Origin of the sequence: Sphingopyxis sp. GC21, assembly GCF_025727575.1 — a bacterium.
Lineage (GTDB): Bacteria > Pseudomonadota > Alphaproteobacteria > Sphingomonadales > Sphingomonadaceae > Sphingopyxis > Sphingopyxis terrae_A.
In genome coordinates this window covers 3,205,227-3,221,787 of record NZ_CP095845.1, presented here as the reverse complement: position 1 = coordinate 3,221,787, position 16,561 = coordinate 3,205,227, and the positions used below count along the sequence as shown (strand labels likewise).

Below are 16,561 nucleotides of genomic sequence, written 5' to 3'. Positions count from 1 at the left end.
TGCGGGCAGATTGGCGGGCGGGCGAGTCGGCCCAAGCGTCAGCGGTCAGGACGCCTAGCCGATATCGCGACAAACAAGCCTCTCGTCGCGACCAAGTCCGACATTTGCAAGACAAAGATCGCTTTACAGTCCCGGCGGGCGTTTCTTCGCTTGGTACTGCCAGTTCATTTCGATCGAATGCGCAGCCGGCCCGAACGCGGCAGGGGCGGGCTTGATCGCAATCGGCTCTCGCGATGGATAAGCTCGGGGCAAGCTCGGCCTTTGACCTCATCAATGTGCAAGGAGCCGATAATGCGTAAAATTCAATGGTCGATACTGGGCAGCCTGATCGCGGCGACATTGTTCGTGCCGGCGCCGTCCTACGCCAAAAAGCAGGTGGAGGCACCGGCCTTCCAAACGGTAAAGCCTGGTGACCGTGAAATGAGCTGCGAGGCGCTGGCTGCGGAAATCAATTCGCTCGACGGGCAGCGGCAGGCGGATGCGAGTGCCAAGCAGAAGAAAAAGAAGGGTCTTGGCTTTCTCAAGATGCTCGGTGCCGCCAGCCCAATCCTCGGGGTTGCCGGTAGCGGCGGCGCGGTCGCCTCTACCGCAATGGGCGCCGCCGGGTCCGTAGCGGGCGGGATGGGCGGCTCCGGTCAAGAGGATGCCGAAGCGATGCTCCAGCGCAACCAGCGCAAGCAGCGGCTGATGGGCATATTCGACGAGAAGAAGTGCTGATCATGACATCGGTGGGGCGTCAGAGGGCACCCCGCCGATGTCTTCCGACCCTCTGCTCTCTACTGCCTATCTGCAGTTTCAATATAGTCCAGCCAAGGCTGCCAGCTCTTCGAACCTCTCACGCCCGCCCAGGTCATGATCCCGAGGATTACGCATATCCACTGCGGGGGTGAGGCCAGTTCGCCCAGCCGGACATGGGCGCAAATTGCGCCGCCAAGAAAGCCGGTGATGCAAATCGCTCCGAGCAGCGCTGTCCGCGGGAGGGCATAGAGAAGGATCGAGACGGCGAGAATGGCGGCAATCTGCGGCGCTTGCGCCGCTTCAAAGCCAGTCGCTGCAAATTCCGCCGCGAGTGCGTCTGGACGAAATGCCATCACGGCGGCATCCGCCCCCAGTATCAATATAGCCGATAGGCGCAGAGCCAGTGCCAGCCGGCGGCGCGTCGCTGATGTGATCATCGCTTTTCTCCACGGCGCGACTGTCGCGCCCTCCATGAGCAATCACAGGGGGCGGGCGGTCTGGCGATGGGCACGCGACAAAGCTCGACACGCAAGCGACGACGAAATCATCCCCGTCCGAAATTCGACCAACGCGGACCTTGATGCGACCAATCCGGTCGGCCGAAACGCCAGCCTGTGCTAAGACGCGCGCCGTGAACCGGCTCCCGACTTTCCGCCTCAAACTGAATGGTTTTGCGCTTGGCGCAGCGATGACCCTGATATTTTGGGTCATGGTACTTCTACTATGGGCCGCGCAGGACATCGCCTCGGGCAAACCGATACCTGATGCGCTGAAAGTCCTTCAGGCGATGACTTTGGGGCTGGGCGTCATATTCTGCGGAGCGCTGGCCGGGTTCATCATGCTCGCCCGGCGGCTGCCCAATCCGGCAATGACGGCTCTTGTCGCGCTTGTCACGACGGCGCTCGCCCTGCTGCATGCGCTAATCGATGCGATATTGATGCAGATATTGGGTCCGTCGATGGGAATGCGGTCGATGCCGCTGGCGGAATTGTTCAACCGCAGCCTGATGCCCTTCGTCCTCATATACGGATTCTATGCCTTGGCGCTCGGCCTGCGGCTTAGCGAGAATGCGGTTCGGGACAGCGCGAGACGCTTGGTCGAGGCGCGCAGCGCGGCCCAAGGCGCTGAACTCGCCGCCCTGCGATTCCAGCTCAACCCGCATTTCCTGTTCAATACTCTCAATTCCATTTCATCGCTCATTGTCACGAATGCGTCGGCGGAAGCTGACCGATTGACGATGCGGCTGTCCGACTTCCTGCGCCTGACCTTCGAGGCCGACCCCGAGGCCGAGGTGACGCTGGTCGAAGAATGGGCGATCGCGCAGGCCTATCTGGATATTGAAGCGGCTCGCTTTCCCGGGCGGCTGCAGGTGACGTTCGACTGTGAGAGCGCTCTTCTCGACGCGCACGTGCCGACATTTCTTTTGCAGCCGATTGTCGAAAATGCCGTCAAGCACGCGGTGCAGACTTCGCGCCGGCTGGTGACGCTCAGTGTCCGTTGCCGTCAGGTGGACGACCGGCTGCATTTGATGGTCGAGGACGATGGGGGCAGAGCGGTCGCCCTTCCATCCGAAGATCGAGAAGGGAGCGGATCGGGGCTGCGAAACGTGCGGGGCAGGATGGCGGCCTTTTATGGCGACGATGCCGCGGTCAATATCCGCGCGAGCGACGGAGGGTTCGCTGTGGAGCTGACCCTTCCGCTGCGGCGGGCAATGAAAAGGGCGACGGCGTGATGCGAATATTGCTGGTCGATGATGAACCTCTTGCTGCCGCGCGGCTGCGCGTGGCGCTCGATAAGATGGACGATGTCGAGGTTGTCGGAAGCGCCTCCGATGGCGAGGAAGCGGGGCGTCAGATCGCGCAGCTCGATCCCGATATGGTCCTCCTCGATATACAAATGCCCGAAGTCAGCGGGATGGAGCTGGCACATCGCCTGGCCGATGCGCCGCGCCGGCCCGAACTTGTGTTCGTTACGGCCTTCAACGATTTCGCAATGGAAGCTTTCAACGTCGACGCGGTCGACTATCTTCTCAAGCCAGTCAGCTTTGACAGGTTGCGAATGGCGATCGATCGCGTCCGCCGTCGCCGCGCTCTGCCGGATCCCGACGCCTTCGTGCGAGCGGATCCCGCCGGGACGGATCGGGGTGATGGGGGCCAAGCTGGCTATGACGATGGAATATGGGTCCCTGGACGGGGAGGCGCGGTGCGAGTGCCTATCGAGGCGATCGACCGGATCGAAGCGGCGCGCGATTATGTGCTGCTCAACACGGCGACCAAATGCTATATTTTGCGGGCGCGAATGACCGAAATCGAACAGCGTATCGACCCGAAGATCATGATCCGAATCCATCGCTCGCATATGGTCCGCATTGATAGTGTCGTGGGTATCGAGCGGCCCGGCAAAGGGGTGTTGCGCCTGCTACTGAACGATGGCGCCACGCTTCAGGTCGGATCCAACTTCCAATCCAACGTCGTACGGGCCTTACGGCTTTAGCGCTTGATCTTGGCCCCGCGACAATGCTTGTCGCGGGGCGAACGGAGCTGGTCGCAGCGCGGTTTACGTCGCGGCGAAAGTAAGGCCGGTTGGGGAAATGGCGCATGTCACCCCATTCCGAAGCGGCGTTGGATTATTCACTCGTACGCTGTCCTTTTCCGTCCTGCCGCTTGTCGTCGCATACGCTTTTGCCGCGGAGTCCGGCACCGGTCCTGTCGACCGGATGATCGCGACTGAGCTCAGTTTTGCGGCCGACGCGCAGCGGATCGGCATCGCACCAGCGTTCCGCCGCTATGCCGCGACCGATGGCATATTGATGCGGCCCGACCCGGCGCCAGCGCTCGAAGTCCTGCAAGGCAATGTCGATACGCCGGGTGTGCGTCTCGAATGGAAACCTGCAATCGCGGGCATGTCGCTCTCGGGCGACCTTGGCTTCACCACCGGACCTTATCGTCTGTTCCAGGGCGCCGAGGTCATGAACGGCGACACGCTGACCGTCTGGGTACGTGGCGCTGATGGCCGGTGGGGCTGGCTTCTCGATCATGGGCTGCTGCCGATCAAGGCGTCTGCGCCGGCCGGTCTGCCGGGTGAGGTCGCAATTATGCGCCAAGGGCAGCCCGGCCCTCGTCGACGACCGTCGGGTGTGATCGATGCCGATGCGGCGCTGAATGCGGAAGTCATCGCGCAGGGGACTGCGGTAATTCCTGGCCGTCTCGCAGACGACGGATTCGTCTTACGGCTGCAGCGAGGAAGGGTTCCAAAAGCGGCAGCCGTCGACGCCGTCGGAGATAATCTGCGCGTCTCCACAGCTCAAAGATTCGGTATGCGGGTTTCGCGCGCCGAGGATTTGGCAACCACATATGGTCGATTAACCTTCGATGGTGCGCAACCTTCGCGCAACTATGTCCGCATCTGGCGACATGACGCGAGCGGTTGGCAATTGCTGGTCGACCTCATCAACTGATTTCCCTCCCCGGGAAAGAAGGGTGCGCAGCTTGCCGCGACGGTGATCTGCGCACCCTTCATCTGTTCCTGCTTGAATTTTCAGCGGAATTTTCATCGCTGGCTCGTCCGGATCGGTCGCAAAAGCGCGGCCTGCACCCTTCGCTTCATCCTAGCGGCACGGCGAGCGCCTCACGCGCGTCCAGCTTCAATGCAATCGAACCGAAGGATGTTTCCAGTGAACCGTATCAATTCCGCCGCCCTTTCTCCCAGCCGCGGCAGCGCAGCAATCCGCGGCCGGGCCGCGCTTCTGCTCGGCGGCGCGCTCGTCCCCCTGATGATGGCGGCGTCTGCCCGGGCGCAGGATCAGACGGTCGTTCTGGAAGAGGGGCAGGCCCCGGTCGCGGTCGAGCTGGGCACGGGCAACGACCGGGTCGTCGTCGACATCTCGCGCGTCAATGCCGACACCGGCGTCCTCGATCTGACCGGCCTGACGACCGGCCCGCTTACCGATGCCGGCGGGCGCGACACGGTGTGGCTCCGTGCAAATTCCAGCCAGACGCAGAATGTCGTGTTCACCGAACCGAAGGGCAATACGACGCAGCAGTTCGTGCGCGCGGATGCGGCGACGGGCACGCCGTTCGACGGTGGAACGGTTTATGAAGCGTCGGGGAATGACACGGTCCTCACGCTCGAAAATCGTTCGCGCTCGCCGATTCCCAGCGATCCGTCGAAACTGCCCGACAATGCGCTTATGAATCTACGTCACGGGCCGCTTCAATTTGCCGGTGACGGCACGGTCGTGCTGACCTTTTCGGTGGCGGCGGCCGACCAGCCCAAGGAAACACAGCAGGCGATCCGCGTCCTGTCGGGGTCGACGTCGCAGGACCAGGGAGCTGGGGGCGACGGCAAGCTCTCGCTCATTATCGAGGGCGACGTTGGTGGTGGAAGCACCTTCAGGGGTCTGATCGACGTGACCAACGCCGAATCGCTGCGGCTGAGGAATAATTCGCGCGTCCAGATTCTGGAAGGCACCGCGATTGTCGGCGGCAATGCGGATATCTTTCTTGAAGCCAATACCTGGGTCAATTCGACCAATGCGGCTTTCCCGAACGTGACGCTGATCAAAAGCTCGGGCCGGGTCTTCAATTCGACGAAGATCAGCGTGGGCGGGCAATTTGGCAATTCGGATGCCTCCGGCGTCGGGGTCCGGCTGGACGGCGGGAAGCTTTATAATATCCTGACCGAGAATAGCAGTGGAACGGGCGCGGCCAGTGGCGGTTTTGGCAACATCATCGGTGGCTCCAGCGGCGTTCTCGCCGCCAACGGCGATAATTATATCGAAAATGTCGGCGACATCAGCGCCAATACCGGCGCCGCGGTCGAAAGCCTGCGCGGCACGATGGTGCTTCGCAATACCGTATGGAACTTCTCGAAAGGCGGCACCCGCGCCGGAACGATCACTGGCGGCATGGTCGACGGCCGCCGCATCGCCGTTCAGGGCGGCGATGGCACCGACATGGTGGTCAATTCGGGCACGATCACCGGCGACGTCGATCTTGGTAATCGCGAAGACATGTTCCTCTATAACGGTGCGACCAATGGCGTGACCGGCACGATCGAGGGCGGCGAAGGTCTCGACGGCTATGGCCGTTCCTTTGTCGCAAGTGCGACCAACACGCTGTCGAACGACATTCTCGGCAACGGCAACAGCGGCTTCGAAATGCACGGGATCGAAGCATCGGGCGCCGATACCATCGTCACCGTCGCGGCGTCGCAGACGCTCGACGCCGGGCTGATGCTCGTCGGCGATGGCTCGGTCGTCAACTCAGCGAAGATCAATGCTGATGGTTTCGGCGTCTATCTGCGCGACATTGCCAACGTGACGCGCGGTATGCGCTTTACCAACAATGCCGATGTGGTCAGCACCAAGGGCGTCTATGGCCGGGCAGGCGTCACCAGCTTCCTCAACACCGCGCTGATCCGCGCGACCGACGGCGATGGCGTTTTCTTCAATGTCGGCGACCTCGGCAGCTCGGTGAAAACGCTGGAGTTCCGCAACGAGGGAACGATCGAAACGACATCGGACTATGATCATGCGGTGGGGATGCAGTTCGATGCCTCGAACTCCGATGGTCCGCTTGCCAACGTCGTGAACACGGGGACGATCCGCAACAGCGGCGCGCAAGAAACATTCTATGATTACGAGCAATACGGCGTCCGCCTCTATGACATCAGCTATGAGGTCGACAACAGCCTGCGCTTCCGCAACGAAGGATTGGTTGAAACGACCGGTCGCGGAGTGAGCGGCGTTTCGCTCGACAGTGCCCACAATGAGGTGGTGAACAGCGGCACGATCCGGGTCGACGGGATGGGTGGACGAGGCGTCCTTATCGTATCGCGCCTTGATCCCGATCAGCCGATGCTGGTGTCGTCACTGGTCAACAGCGGCCTGATTTCGGCCAATGGCGGCGCATGGACGAATTCGGATGATGGCACCGTCCGTTTCAATGCCGCCGTTGTTATTGGGCTGAATGGCGACACCGCCAAGGGTCGCGTCGTCAACAGCGGCACCATCGAGGCGATGGGCGCCGGTTCCAGTGCCGTTATCGTCGGCGGCGACGGGGCGGCGGGCGCGGCCTTCGAGCTTGAAAATGACGGAACAATTCGCGGGCACGCGGAAACATTGTTCCGCGAGGATCAGGGCGTAACCGAGGCCTATCGCCGCCTGGCCGGCGCCATTCACACTGTGGGCACGACCGACAGCATCACCAATCGCAACCTGATTCAGGGCAATGTCGATCCGGGCAATTATGACGACCAGTTCCGCAATTATGGCAAACTCGATGGCGATCTGCGGCTTGGCGAAGGCGACGACACCTATGTGTTGGGTGGCGGCAGCAGCCTGACCGGATCGGCCTATGGCGGCGACGGGAACGATATCATCGCGGTTGATCTCACCGGCGACATCGCGAAGCGCATCAATGCAGGCCAGTTCTTCGGGTTCGAGGCGCTGACCCGGCTGCAGGGCACCGCAGGGTCGGGCAAGGTGTCGATCTTTGGCAATATCGACTCCGATTCGCTGCAGCTTGCCAATATCGCCGTGCACGTCGATGCCGGGGACAGCGTTTCGTCGGCGAGCGGCAACAGCGGCTATACCTTCACCGGAACCGACCAGGACGAACAGATCGTCAACGCCGGAACGATCGCGGGCGGCGCGTCGATGGGCGGCGGCAACGACAGCCTCGAAAACAGCGGCACGATCGGCTGGGACGTCGACATGGGGGCGGGTGACGACGTCGTCACCAATTCGGGCCGGATCGAGGGGAATGTGAACCTCGGCGACGGCGACGATCGCTATATCGCATCGGGCGGCGGGATCGTGACCGGCGACATCGACGGCGGCGCCGGCAACAACACCTTCGTCTTCCGCTTGGAAGGAAGCGAGGGAGAAATTCCGGGATCGGTCCTGAATTTCAGCTCGTTCGGCGCCTATGGTCCGGGCACGCTGACGGTCAACCTCGACAAGGGACAGAGCTATACCAATCTCGAACTGCTCGAAGGGGCGGATCTGGTCCTCACGGGTTCGAACGGCTCGGTCGAAAATGTCATCGGCGATGACAGCGCCCAGAATGTGACGATCGACGGCGCGTTGACCGGCGGCGTTTCACTGGGCGGCGGCGACGATGTTCTGACGCTGAACCTGGGCGGTGAGCTGTCGGGCGCGCTCGATGGCGGGGCCGGCACCGACACGCTCAATCTCAAGCTGACTGCGGCCTCGACGGTCAACGACCTGTTCAATTTCGAAGTGGTGAATGTCGCCGGCAGCGCGTCGTTGACGCTCGCAGGCACGCTGGGTGCGGGCCAGTCGATCAATTTCGGCGAGGCGGACAATCTTTTCATCGTCGATACGGAGGCGACCTTCAACGGACGCGCCGATGGCGGTGCCGGCACCGATACGATCGAGATCAACACCGGCGCCGAGAGCAACCGCACGATCATCGCGGGGCAGCTGGTCTCGTTCGAGCGTCTGATCACCGGCGGCGACGGCACGCTGGCCCTGAACGGCGAGAGCTACAGCTTCGAGTCGGTCGACATCGCCGGCAATCTCAGCATCGGCGACGGCGCGTCGCTGTCATCGGCCAGCGGCGTCAATTTCAGCGAAGGCAATAACAAGCTGACGCTCGAAGGCACAGGCAATGTGAACAGCCTTGTCGACGGCGGCGACGGCATCGACACGCTGGCGTTCAAACTCGCGCAGGGGCAGACGCGCAATCTGAGCTCGACCGGCAACATCACCGGCTTCGAACAGCTTGCCGCCGAAGGCGCGGGCATGCTCAACATCGACCAGAGCACCGACGGCTATCGGCGGTTGCTGCTCGGCGACGGCGCGACGGTGTCGCTGGCCAGTGAAGATGGCGGTAACGCCAGCATTGCCGAAGGCGTCACCTTCAGCGGCGATATCGGCGGCAACAATGGCGCGAACACGCTGACGCTCAAGGCCGGCGCCACGGTCGACGGCAGCGTCTATATGAACGGCGGCAACGACGTCGTCACCAACGCGGGCACGATCGATGGCGATCTCGATCTTGGCGATGGCGACGATCGCTATATCGCACGCGGCGGCGGCACCGTGACCGGAACGATCGACGGCGGCGCGGGGAACAACACCTTCGTGTTCAATCTCGACGGCGGCAACGGCTCGATCCCCGGCTCGGTGGTCAACTTCGACTCGTTCGGCGCCTATGGCCCGGGTACGCTGACGGTGAATCTCGACGCCGGGCAGACCTATAACAATCTCGAACTGCTCGAAAATGCCAATCTGGTGCTCACCGGCAGCAATGGTTCGGTTCGCAACGTGATCGGCGACGACAGCGCGCAATCCGTGACCATCGAGGGCGCGCTGACGGGCGGCGTTTCGCTTGGCGGCGGCGACGACACGCTGACGATGCAGCTTTCGGGACTGCTTGAAGGCGCGCTCGATGGCGGGGCAGGCACCGACACGCTCAACCTCAACCTGACTGGTGCATCGTCGATCGCGGGCATGTACGGCTTTGAAATCGCGAATGTGTCGGGCGCATCGCCGCTTACCCTGACTGGCGATCTGGGTGCGGGCCAGCAGGTCAACTTCACCGGCGATATCGATAATGAGCTGATCATCGGCGAAGGCGTGAATTTCGAAGGCATTGTCAACGGCGGCGCGGGTCGCGACCTGCTCCGCGTCCAGTCGGGCGCGGCCGATAGCCGCACCGTGGTCGCGTCGCAGATCATCTCGTTCGAGGATCTGGTGTCCGAAGGCGAGGGGACGCTGGCGCTAACGGGCGGCAATTACAGCTTTGAAACGGTGAATGTGAAGGGCGGGCATTTCGAACTTGGCGAGGACACCCACCTTACCGCGTCGGGCGTGATCTTCGACGATGCCGACAACCGCTTCACCCTGGGCAGCGGCGCGACCGTCGCGGGCGTTGTGGCCGGCGGCGAAGGCAATGACACGCTGGCGCTGATCCAGAATGCCGGCACGACACGCCTGCTCAGCAGCCTGCAGCAGAGCGGGTTCGAGCGGCTGGAGGCGTCCGGTGCGGGCGAGCTGCGCATCGACGAGGACGCCGCCCACACCGGCGGCGTGTTCCTGAACAACGGCACCGTCAATATACTGGCGGGCAAGCAATTGATCGCTGATGTTACGGGCGGCGCGGGGGCGGACACGCTGATTGTCGCCGGGTCGATCGAGGGCAATGTCGATCTGGGCGACGGCGACGACACGCTCACCCTGACCGGTCTCGACGGCATCTCGGGCACCGTCACGGGCGGCGCCGGCACCGATCGCCTGCGTTTCGACACCAGCGGTACCTATGCCTCGCCGACCGCGTTCGACGGATCAAACTATAGCAGCTTCGAAAAGTTCGACGTCGCGGGCGGCGTGGTCTCGATCGCGGGCACCAGCAGCTGGGACAATGTCAGCATCACCGGCGGACGCCTGATCGGTCAGGCCGGCAGCGTCATCTCCTCGAGCAGCGCGATCGAGGTGGCCCATGGCGCGACCTTTGGCTCGGCGGGTATCGTGAACGCCGACATCAATGTGGCGGGCACGCTCTCGCCGGGCGCATCGCCGGGGACGATGACCGTCAACGGCAATGTCAACTTCGCGGCGGGTTCCAACCTGCTCATCGAAGTCTCGCCGACAGTCAGCGACCTGCTCAACATCTCGGGCAAGCTGACCATCGCGAACGGCGCCGCGATCGACATCACCGGCGTACTGCAAGGGACGCCGGGCAACACGCTCGACCTTGTCGTGGCGCAGGGCGGCATCACCGGCCGCTTCACGACGATCAACAAATCGGCGGACGTCTTCGGCTTCGTCGTCCAGAATGGCAACAAGCTCCAGATTCAGAGCGAGTTCCTCAACGACGATGCCTATCCGACCAACATCCACGCCAGTGTCGATTATGCCAACGAGGTGCTGCGCGGCGGTTATGGCGTGCAAGCCTTCACGGCCGGGCTGCCGGTGCTCGTCGATGCGCAAGGCGTCGTCAACCAGGCGGCGTTCCGCCAGCTCACGCCCGAAGCCTATGGCTCGGCGCTGCAACTCGGGATCGAGAACAGCCTGTCGCTGGTCGATGGGGCTCAAAGCGCCAAGGCGGCCAAGGCTGGGCATAGCGGGCTGTACAGCTTTGGCCAGTTCCTCACCGGAAGTGCCGACGTCAATGCCACCGGCGGCAACACTGGCGCCTCGCACAGCCATCTGACCCGCACCGGCTTCTTCGGCGGCGTCGGCTACGGCTTCGGGGAAGATGCGCAGGTCGGCCTGTTCTTCGGCGGCCTGAACAGCGATCAGACGATCGGTGGCCTGGGTGCGAAGACCGATATGGATGCGCTGGCTGGCGGTGTCTTTGCCGACGCGACGCTGGGCGGCTTTGGCATCCATGGGCTGCTGGCGGTCAGCGGCGGCAAGGCCGAGACCCATCGCCGGCTGTTGGTGACCGACAGCGAGGCGAAGGCGAAATACGACCTTAATAGCTGGGTGGTCGATCTGGGCGTCGACTATCAGGTGCAGCTGGGTTCGTGGTCGATCGCACCCAAATTGGGCGTGACCTATGTCCGCACCAGCCGCGGCGCGGCGGTCGAGCAGGGGGCCGGTGATTTCGGTCTTACCATCGACAAGGGCAGCAAGAGCAGCCTCTTCGGTGAGGCGGCTGTCAATGTGTCGGGCCGCTTCCAGACCGGGGGCATCGGCATCACGCCCTATGCCCAGCTGGGCGTGCGCCAGATGCTGAGCGATGGCGACGTCCTGGTCTCGGGCCAATTCACCGGCGCCGGCAGCGCGATCGTGGTGAACGGCATCGAGCGCGAGAAGACCGCGATGCGCGTCGCCGTCGGCCTTGGTCTCGACCTCACCGACAGTGTCCGCGTCCAGGCCGGATATGCCGGGGAATTCGCGGGCACGAAGCGCAATAGCGTCATGGGCGGCCTCACGGTCCGCTTCTGACGTCTCTCCCCTTGGGGATTAGTCCCACCCCAAGCGGGTACGATAGCACGGTCTGGATGAAAATCCGGACCGTGCCATTGGCTTTTGAGCGGGGTCATTCATCAAGGTTGCTGATCGCGATGTCATCCTTACCATAGCGGGCGTCGCGGCAGGAACCGGCCAAAGACCAGAGGATATGCGCGATGCGGATTTCGGGCAGCACGAGCCGGCGCAAGAGCAAAAGGGTGCCGCGCACGCTCGCGATCCTCCTTGCAGCCGCCGTCGGCACCTGGGCCACCCCAGCGCTTTGCGCGCCCCGTCCCGATCCGATAGACTTGATCGTCGGCCGGCAAATGGAATTGAACCACATTCCCGGCGTGGCGGTCGCGGTCGTCGAGCAGGGGCGGATCGTGAAGATCGCGGCCTATGGCACCGCCAATCTTGAATGGGATGCACCGGTCGGGCTCGACACGCGGTTCCAGCTCGCTTCGGCAACCAAGATGTTTACCGGCATGCTGCTGATGCGGCTTGCCGAACAGGGCAAGCTCGGTCTCGACGACCCCGTGACGCGCTGGCTTCCGGACGCGCCTGCCAGTTGGTCAGCCATCCGCGTCAGGCAATTGGCCGATCACACATCGGGGCTGGCTGAGCAACGCGGCGCGACGCGCGATGCGACGCTTGAGAGCATTCTCGCCACCACGATGGCCGCGCGGCTCGCTTATGTCCCGGGGAGCGAGGCGCGATATGGATTTACAGATTTTGCGGTGCTGCGCGTCATATTGGAGAAAGCGGGCGGCGACACCTTGCCGCGACTTTTACACAAGCAGCTGTTCGAGCCGCTGGATATGCGCGCAACGGCGTTCGCCAATGCGAGCGACGACGGCACCGTGCGCATCGGCGACCTGCTGCCGCGACGCGCCCAGATCTATGGTCTGCGCGACGACAGGCTGACGACGAGCGATTTCTTCTTTGCACCGCAAGGATATGGCGCGGGCGGCCTCTATTCTTCAATCGAAGACCTTTCCAAGCTGTTCGCAGGTCTCGATGCTGGGCGCGTGCTGAAACCGGAAAGCATCCGTGAGCTCGAGAAAGCGGCGACGTTGACCAACGGCCGCCGCGCGCCTTTCGGCCTGGGCTGGATCGCGCGCCCCTATCGCGGCGTCACGCTGGCGGGGCATAGCGGTGGGCCGGCGCTTGCCGACATCTGGCGCATCGAGGATCGCAAGCTGACGGTCATCGTGCTGACGAACCAGCAGGTCCTGCACCCGCTGATCGCAGAGGCGATCATCGACACCTTGTTGCCGCCCTTGGCGCCGGAACCCGTAATCGCGGATGATCGCCCGGCGATCGCGGCAAATATTCGCGTCGCGGTGACAAAGGCCGCGGCGGGCGATACCGGCGCGGCGGCGGCGTTCGCTCCGACGGGGCAGGATGCCGCATCGAGTATCGTCTCGCCATTCGCGCGCGCGATGCTGCGCGGCATGGGCCCGCTGCGAACGGTGGAATTGCTGGAGGTCAAAGCGGACGGTGAGCGGCGGTACAGGCTCGCGTTCCAATATAAGGCGGTCGTCTGGACCGCATCCGCCGCTGCCGATGGAAGGCTGACGCGCTTTCGGCCCGAATAGACTGGCGAATTTATCTGCGCACCCGGCGATTGATCAGAAAGACGTCGTTCCGGGCAAGACTATCGCCGCCAATTACGCGCAAAAAAAGGGGGGAGGCGATAAACGCCGCCCCCCAGCTGCTGGGTACCGAAGTCCTAGAAGTCGAGTTTGGCGCCGATGCGGAAGTAGCGGCCCATGATGTTCGGGCCCGCCCACGCCGGGTTGTAACCGTAAATGCCATAGGCCGCGTTCGGATCGAACGGCGCCTTGGTGTCGAACAGGTTCAGGACGTTGGCATAGAGGGTGAATTTGTCGTTCACTTTTTGCGACGCGGTCAGATCGACGTTCCAGATCGCCTTCGACTTGCACATCACCGGGCTTCCGTCGGGATAGGCCGCTGCACCCGCGTCTACCGCGCTTGCGCAATCGCCCGGCGTCGCGCCGAAATCGACTTGCGAGACGTGATAGCCGGCGGTGTAGTAGGCCGTTACCGAAACCGTCGTATTGCCGAACGCCAGCGTGTTCTGCCACGTGGCGCGCCACTTGGGCGAACCTGAGCAGGACGTCGTGTTGCAGGGGCTGAGCGTCCCCTCGAACTTTTGCGGATCCTGGGCTTCGCCCGTCAGCGGATCGACCAGCGTCAGATGGTTCCTGTCGAGATAGGACGCCTCGAACGCGCTCGTCAGGCGCAGATTGTCGGTCAGGTCGAACCGTGCGTTGACGCCAAGATCGACACCCTGAAGTTCCTGCCGGTTGGCATTGGCATAAGAGGCAAGGATGGTGCCGATGTGCGGCAGCGCGCTGGGGTTTGCTTGGTCGACAACGCCGGGAGTCACGGTGAAGCCCGGAATATTCACTACCCCGTTGTTGGCGTAATAGGCAGCGATGACCGGGCCGATGTTGCTGACGCCGACGATCTGGTCGCGGACCTTGATCCGCCACAAATCGATCGTGAAACTCAGGTTCGGAATCGGCTCGAAAATTGCGCCAAGGGTGATATTTTCGGACCGTTCCGGGGACAGTTTCGGATTGCCGACGTTGGTCAGGCCCACCGAAAACGGCGAGGTGGCATAGGCGTTGTTGCCATGCGCCGCGCAGAATGCCGCATAGGTCGCACAGAAGGTGCCGCCGCCCTGCGATACGAAGCCGGTGGTCGGAGTGCCGAAGGATTCGTTGAAGCTCGGAATGCGGAAGCCCTTTGACCAGGTGCCGCGCAGAGCGATCTGCGGGATCGGCGTGACCTTGACGCCCACCTTCGGCGAGAAATTGCTCTGTCCGGTAGAATAGCTGTCGTAGCGTCCCGACAGATTGACTTCGAGCTGATCGAGGATCGGCGCATTGATTTCCCCGAAGCCGGAGAAGACGTTGCGGCTGCCCGATGTGCCGACGGCATTGATCACATAATAGCGATCATAGGGATGGGCGTCGTTCTGCGGATTGGCGCTGGGCGCATCGATCGATTCGTGACGATAGGCCAAGCCCAAGGCAGCTTCGAGCGTGCCGCCCGGCAATTCGAACAGCGAACGGGTGACGTTGGCGGTGGCCTGCCACAGGTTCGATTCCGATCGCGTGATGTTCGTCGGCATCACATAATCCCACACCGCCTGCGAATTGGCTTCGGGATTGGCAAAGTTGAATGTCCCGCGCGCAACGACGTCCATGATCCGCTGCGGAATCGCATAGCCGTTCTGGACGCGGGTGAGCTGTACGTTAGACGCCGTGAATTCTGCCGAATAGCGCCAGCTGTCCCCGAAGGAACCCGACAGGCCGATCGCACCGCGCAGAGAACGCCCGGACGTTTCGTCGGTTGTTGGACGATCCGGCATGAACTGGATCTGGGCAGTCTGCCCCGCGCCCGCATAGGGGTTGTAAGGATTGAGCACACCATTGGTGGCGTTGCACCCGGTTCCCACGCCGTTGAGCGTGCCGACCCCCGTGGGGCAGACATAGACGGGCGCGATCACATTATAGACAACCGCGCCGCTGCGTGGAACGGTCGGACGATCGGTCCAGCTGCGCGGTGCCGACGATGAGAAGGTATTGGTCTGATAGAAATTGCCCTGCGCGTAAAGCTGATGATCCTCGCCGAGGTTCGCTGTAAAGCGCGCGGTGAATCCATAGCGTTCAATATCGGGCTGCAGCATCGAATATTGGCCCGTCGGATTATAGGTGCAGACACGGCCGTCGGCCGGCGCCGTCACCGCTTCGTCGACCTGCGCGGGTGTCACCTGGATGGTGTCCCAACGTCCGCATCCCGCCGCCGGATTCAGATAGGCGAAGCGGCCGGAGCCGATGCTTGCCCCGTCGGTCGTCACGGGACGAACGGCGGCTACGCCCGGAACGGCCGAGAAGCCGTTGAAGTAGCCGTCGGGACTTACGCCATTCGGATTGAGGTTGGGCAGGCAGGAGCCCGCCGCGTTGCAGATTCTGCTCCAGTCGGAGGTGTTGTAGGGATAGCCGCGGTCGCGGGCCCATAGCGCATCCTGCTTCAGATATTCGCCGCTGACATAGACGTTGAAGCCCTGATCAGCGAGGCTGCCATAGCCATAGGTCGCGTCGAACCGGACCTCGCCCGCGTCGCCGCGCTGCGAAACACCGGCCGATCCATTGGCATGCAGGCCCTCGATCTGCTTTTTGGTGATGACGTTGATGACGCCGGCGACCGCGTCAGCGCCATAGGTCGATGACGCGCCGTCGCGCAGGACTTCTATGCGCTCGATGACGGCGTTCGGAATCGTGTTGAGATCGACGAAATTGCGCTGGCCGTCGTCCGCGAGCGGATAAGGCGCCATTCGCAGTCCGTCAAACACACTGAGCGTCGATTGGACGGTCAGTCCGCGAAGCGCTACGGCATTGGCCCCGGCGGCAAAATTGTTCCCCGAGTTCCAGCCCTGCGTCATCGTGCCCGCATTGCCTGCGGTGACGCGCTGAAGGGCTTCGGCGACGGTGTTCAAACCGCGCTGCTCGAGCGTTGTCGACGAGAGCACTGTAACCGGCGAGGGTGTTTCGGTGTTGGCGCGGCGAAACAGTGAACCCGTGACGACGATTTCTTCGCCCGTCTCTGCCGCCTCGCCGACGCCGACAAGCTGCTCGGTTTGGGGCGATGGTGTATCGGCCGCCGGCTGGCTCTGGGCATAGGCTGGCGCCACAAAAAGCAAGCTGCTCGCCGGCAATAGAACGCAAGCAGCGCTTGAGCTGCCCAGCAAGCTGGCCATCATCATATTTCGTTTTTTCATAAATTGCCCTTTTTCCCCGCCCTCCACCTGCGCACCTCTGAGCGTCGAGTGTTGGCGGGCCTCCTGAGTTGATGGCGCGGAAG

The 16,561-nt window shown here is 62.8% G+C and carries 9 protein-coding genes; 6 read left to right on the top strand and 3 right to left on the bottom strand.

What is annotated here, in order from left to right; all coding sequences use genetic code 11:
- The first annotated feature begins 261 nt into the window (after positions 1 to 261).
- The gene (locus tag MU856_RS15585; protein WP_263587871.1) at positions 262 to 717 is read left to right on the top strand and encodes a hypothetical protein; all 456 of its coding nucleotides are present in this window, start codon (positions 262 to 264) and stop codon (positions 715 to 717) included.
- A gap of 59 nt (positions 718 to 776) precedes the next feature.
- Here the strand turns inward: MU856_RS15585 and MU856_RS15580 are convergent, their stop codons facing one another.
- Positions 777 to 1,175: a DoxX family protein gene (locus MU856_RS15580; protein WP_120694184.1), complete on the bottom strand. Its 399-nt coding sequence runs from the start codon at positions 1,173 to 1,175 to the stop codon at positions 777 to 779.
- Between the two features lie 194 nt (positions 1,176 to 1,369).
- Between MU856_RS15580 and MU856_RS15575 the strand changes: the two genes are divergently transcribed.
- The 4 genes from MU856_RS15575 to MU856_RS15560 all read left to right on the top strand — a co-directional run bounded on the left by MU856_RS15575 (position 1,370) and on the right by MU856_RS15560 (position 11,659).
- Positions 1,370 to 2,470 carry a sensor histidine kinase gene (locus tag MU856_RS15575; protein WP_263587870.1) on the top strand — a complete coding sequence of 367 codons (1,101 nt, stop codon included), beginning with the start codon at positions 1,370 to 1,372 and terminating at the stop codon, positions 2,468 to 2,470.
- Between the two features lie 8 nt (positions 2,471 to 2,478).
- A complete protein-coding gene (locus MU856_RS15570) occupies positions 2,479 to 3,231 on the top strand; it encodes a LytR/AlgR family response regulator transcription factor (protein ID WP_263587869.1) in 753 nt (250 codons plus the stop codon).
- Positions 3,232 to 3,328: 97 nt separating this feature from the next.
- Positions 3,329 to 4,195, top strand: a complete 867-nt coding sequence (locus MU856_RS15565) for a hypothetical protein (RefSeq protein ID WP_263587868.1) — start codon at positions 3,329 to 3,331, stop codon at positions 4,193 to 4,195.
- 216 nt (positions 4,196 to 4,411) lie between these two features.
- Positions 4,412 to 11,659: an autotransporter outer membrane beta-barrel domain-containing protein gene (locus MU856_RS15560; protein ID WP_263587867.1), complete on the top strand. Its 7,248-nt coding sequence runs from the start codon at positions 4,412 to 4,414 to the stop codon at positions 11,657 to 11,659.
- Between the two features lie 94 nt (positions 11,660 to 11,753).
- Here the strand turns inward: MU856_RS15560 and MU856_RS15555 are convergent, their stop codons facing one another.
- Positions 11,754 to 11,936 carry a hypothetical protein gene (locus MU856_RS15555; RefSeq protein ID WP_263589012.1) on the bottom strand — a complete coding sequence of 61 codons (183 nt, stop codon included), beginning with the start codon at positions 11,934 to 11,936 and terminating at the stop codon, positions 11,754 to 11,756.
- On the opposite strand from MU856_RS15555, the gene MU856_RS15550 reads away from it, so the two are divergent.
- The gene (locus MU856_RS15550) at positions 11,884 to 13,263 is read left to right on the top strand and encodes a serine hydrolase domain-containing protein (RefSeq protein WP_263587866.1); all 1,380 of its coding nucleotides are present in this window, start codon (positions 11,884 to 11,886) and stop codon (positions 13,261 to 13,263) included. The genes MU856_RS15555 and MU856_RS15550 overlap by 53 nt on opposite strands.
- Before the next feature lie 134 nt (positions 13,264 to 13,397).
- Here MU856_RS15550 and MU856_RS15545 read toward each other — a convergent pair whose 3' ends face one another.
- On the bottom strand, positions 13,398 to 16,478 hold the full coding sequence (locus MU856_RS15545) for a TonB-dependent receptor plug domain-containing protein (RefSeq protein WP_263587865.1): 3,081 nt from the start codon (positions 16,476 to 16,478) through the stop codon (positions 13,398 to 13,400).
- Positions 16,479 to 16,561: the final 83 nt, after the last annotated feature.

Coding starts and splice junctions, on each gene's coding strand:
- MU856_RS15580 (WP_120694184.1), bottom strand. CDS start 1,175: ATGATCACATCAGCGACGCGCCGCCGGCTGGCACTGGCTCTGCGCCTA.
- MU856_RS15565 (WP_263587868.1), top strand. CDS start 3,329: ATGGCGCATGTCACCCCATTCCGAAGCGGCGTTGGATTATTCACTCGT.
- MU856_RS15545 (WP_263587865.1), bottom strand. CDS start 16,478: ATGAAAAAACGAAATATGATGATGGCCAGCTTGCTGGGCAGCTCAAGC.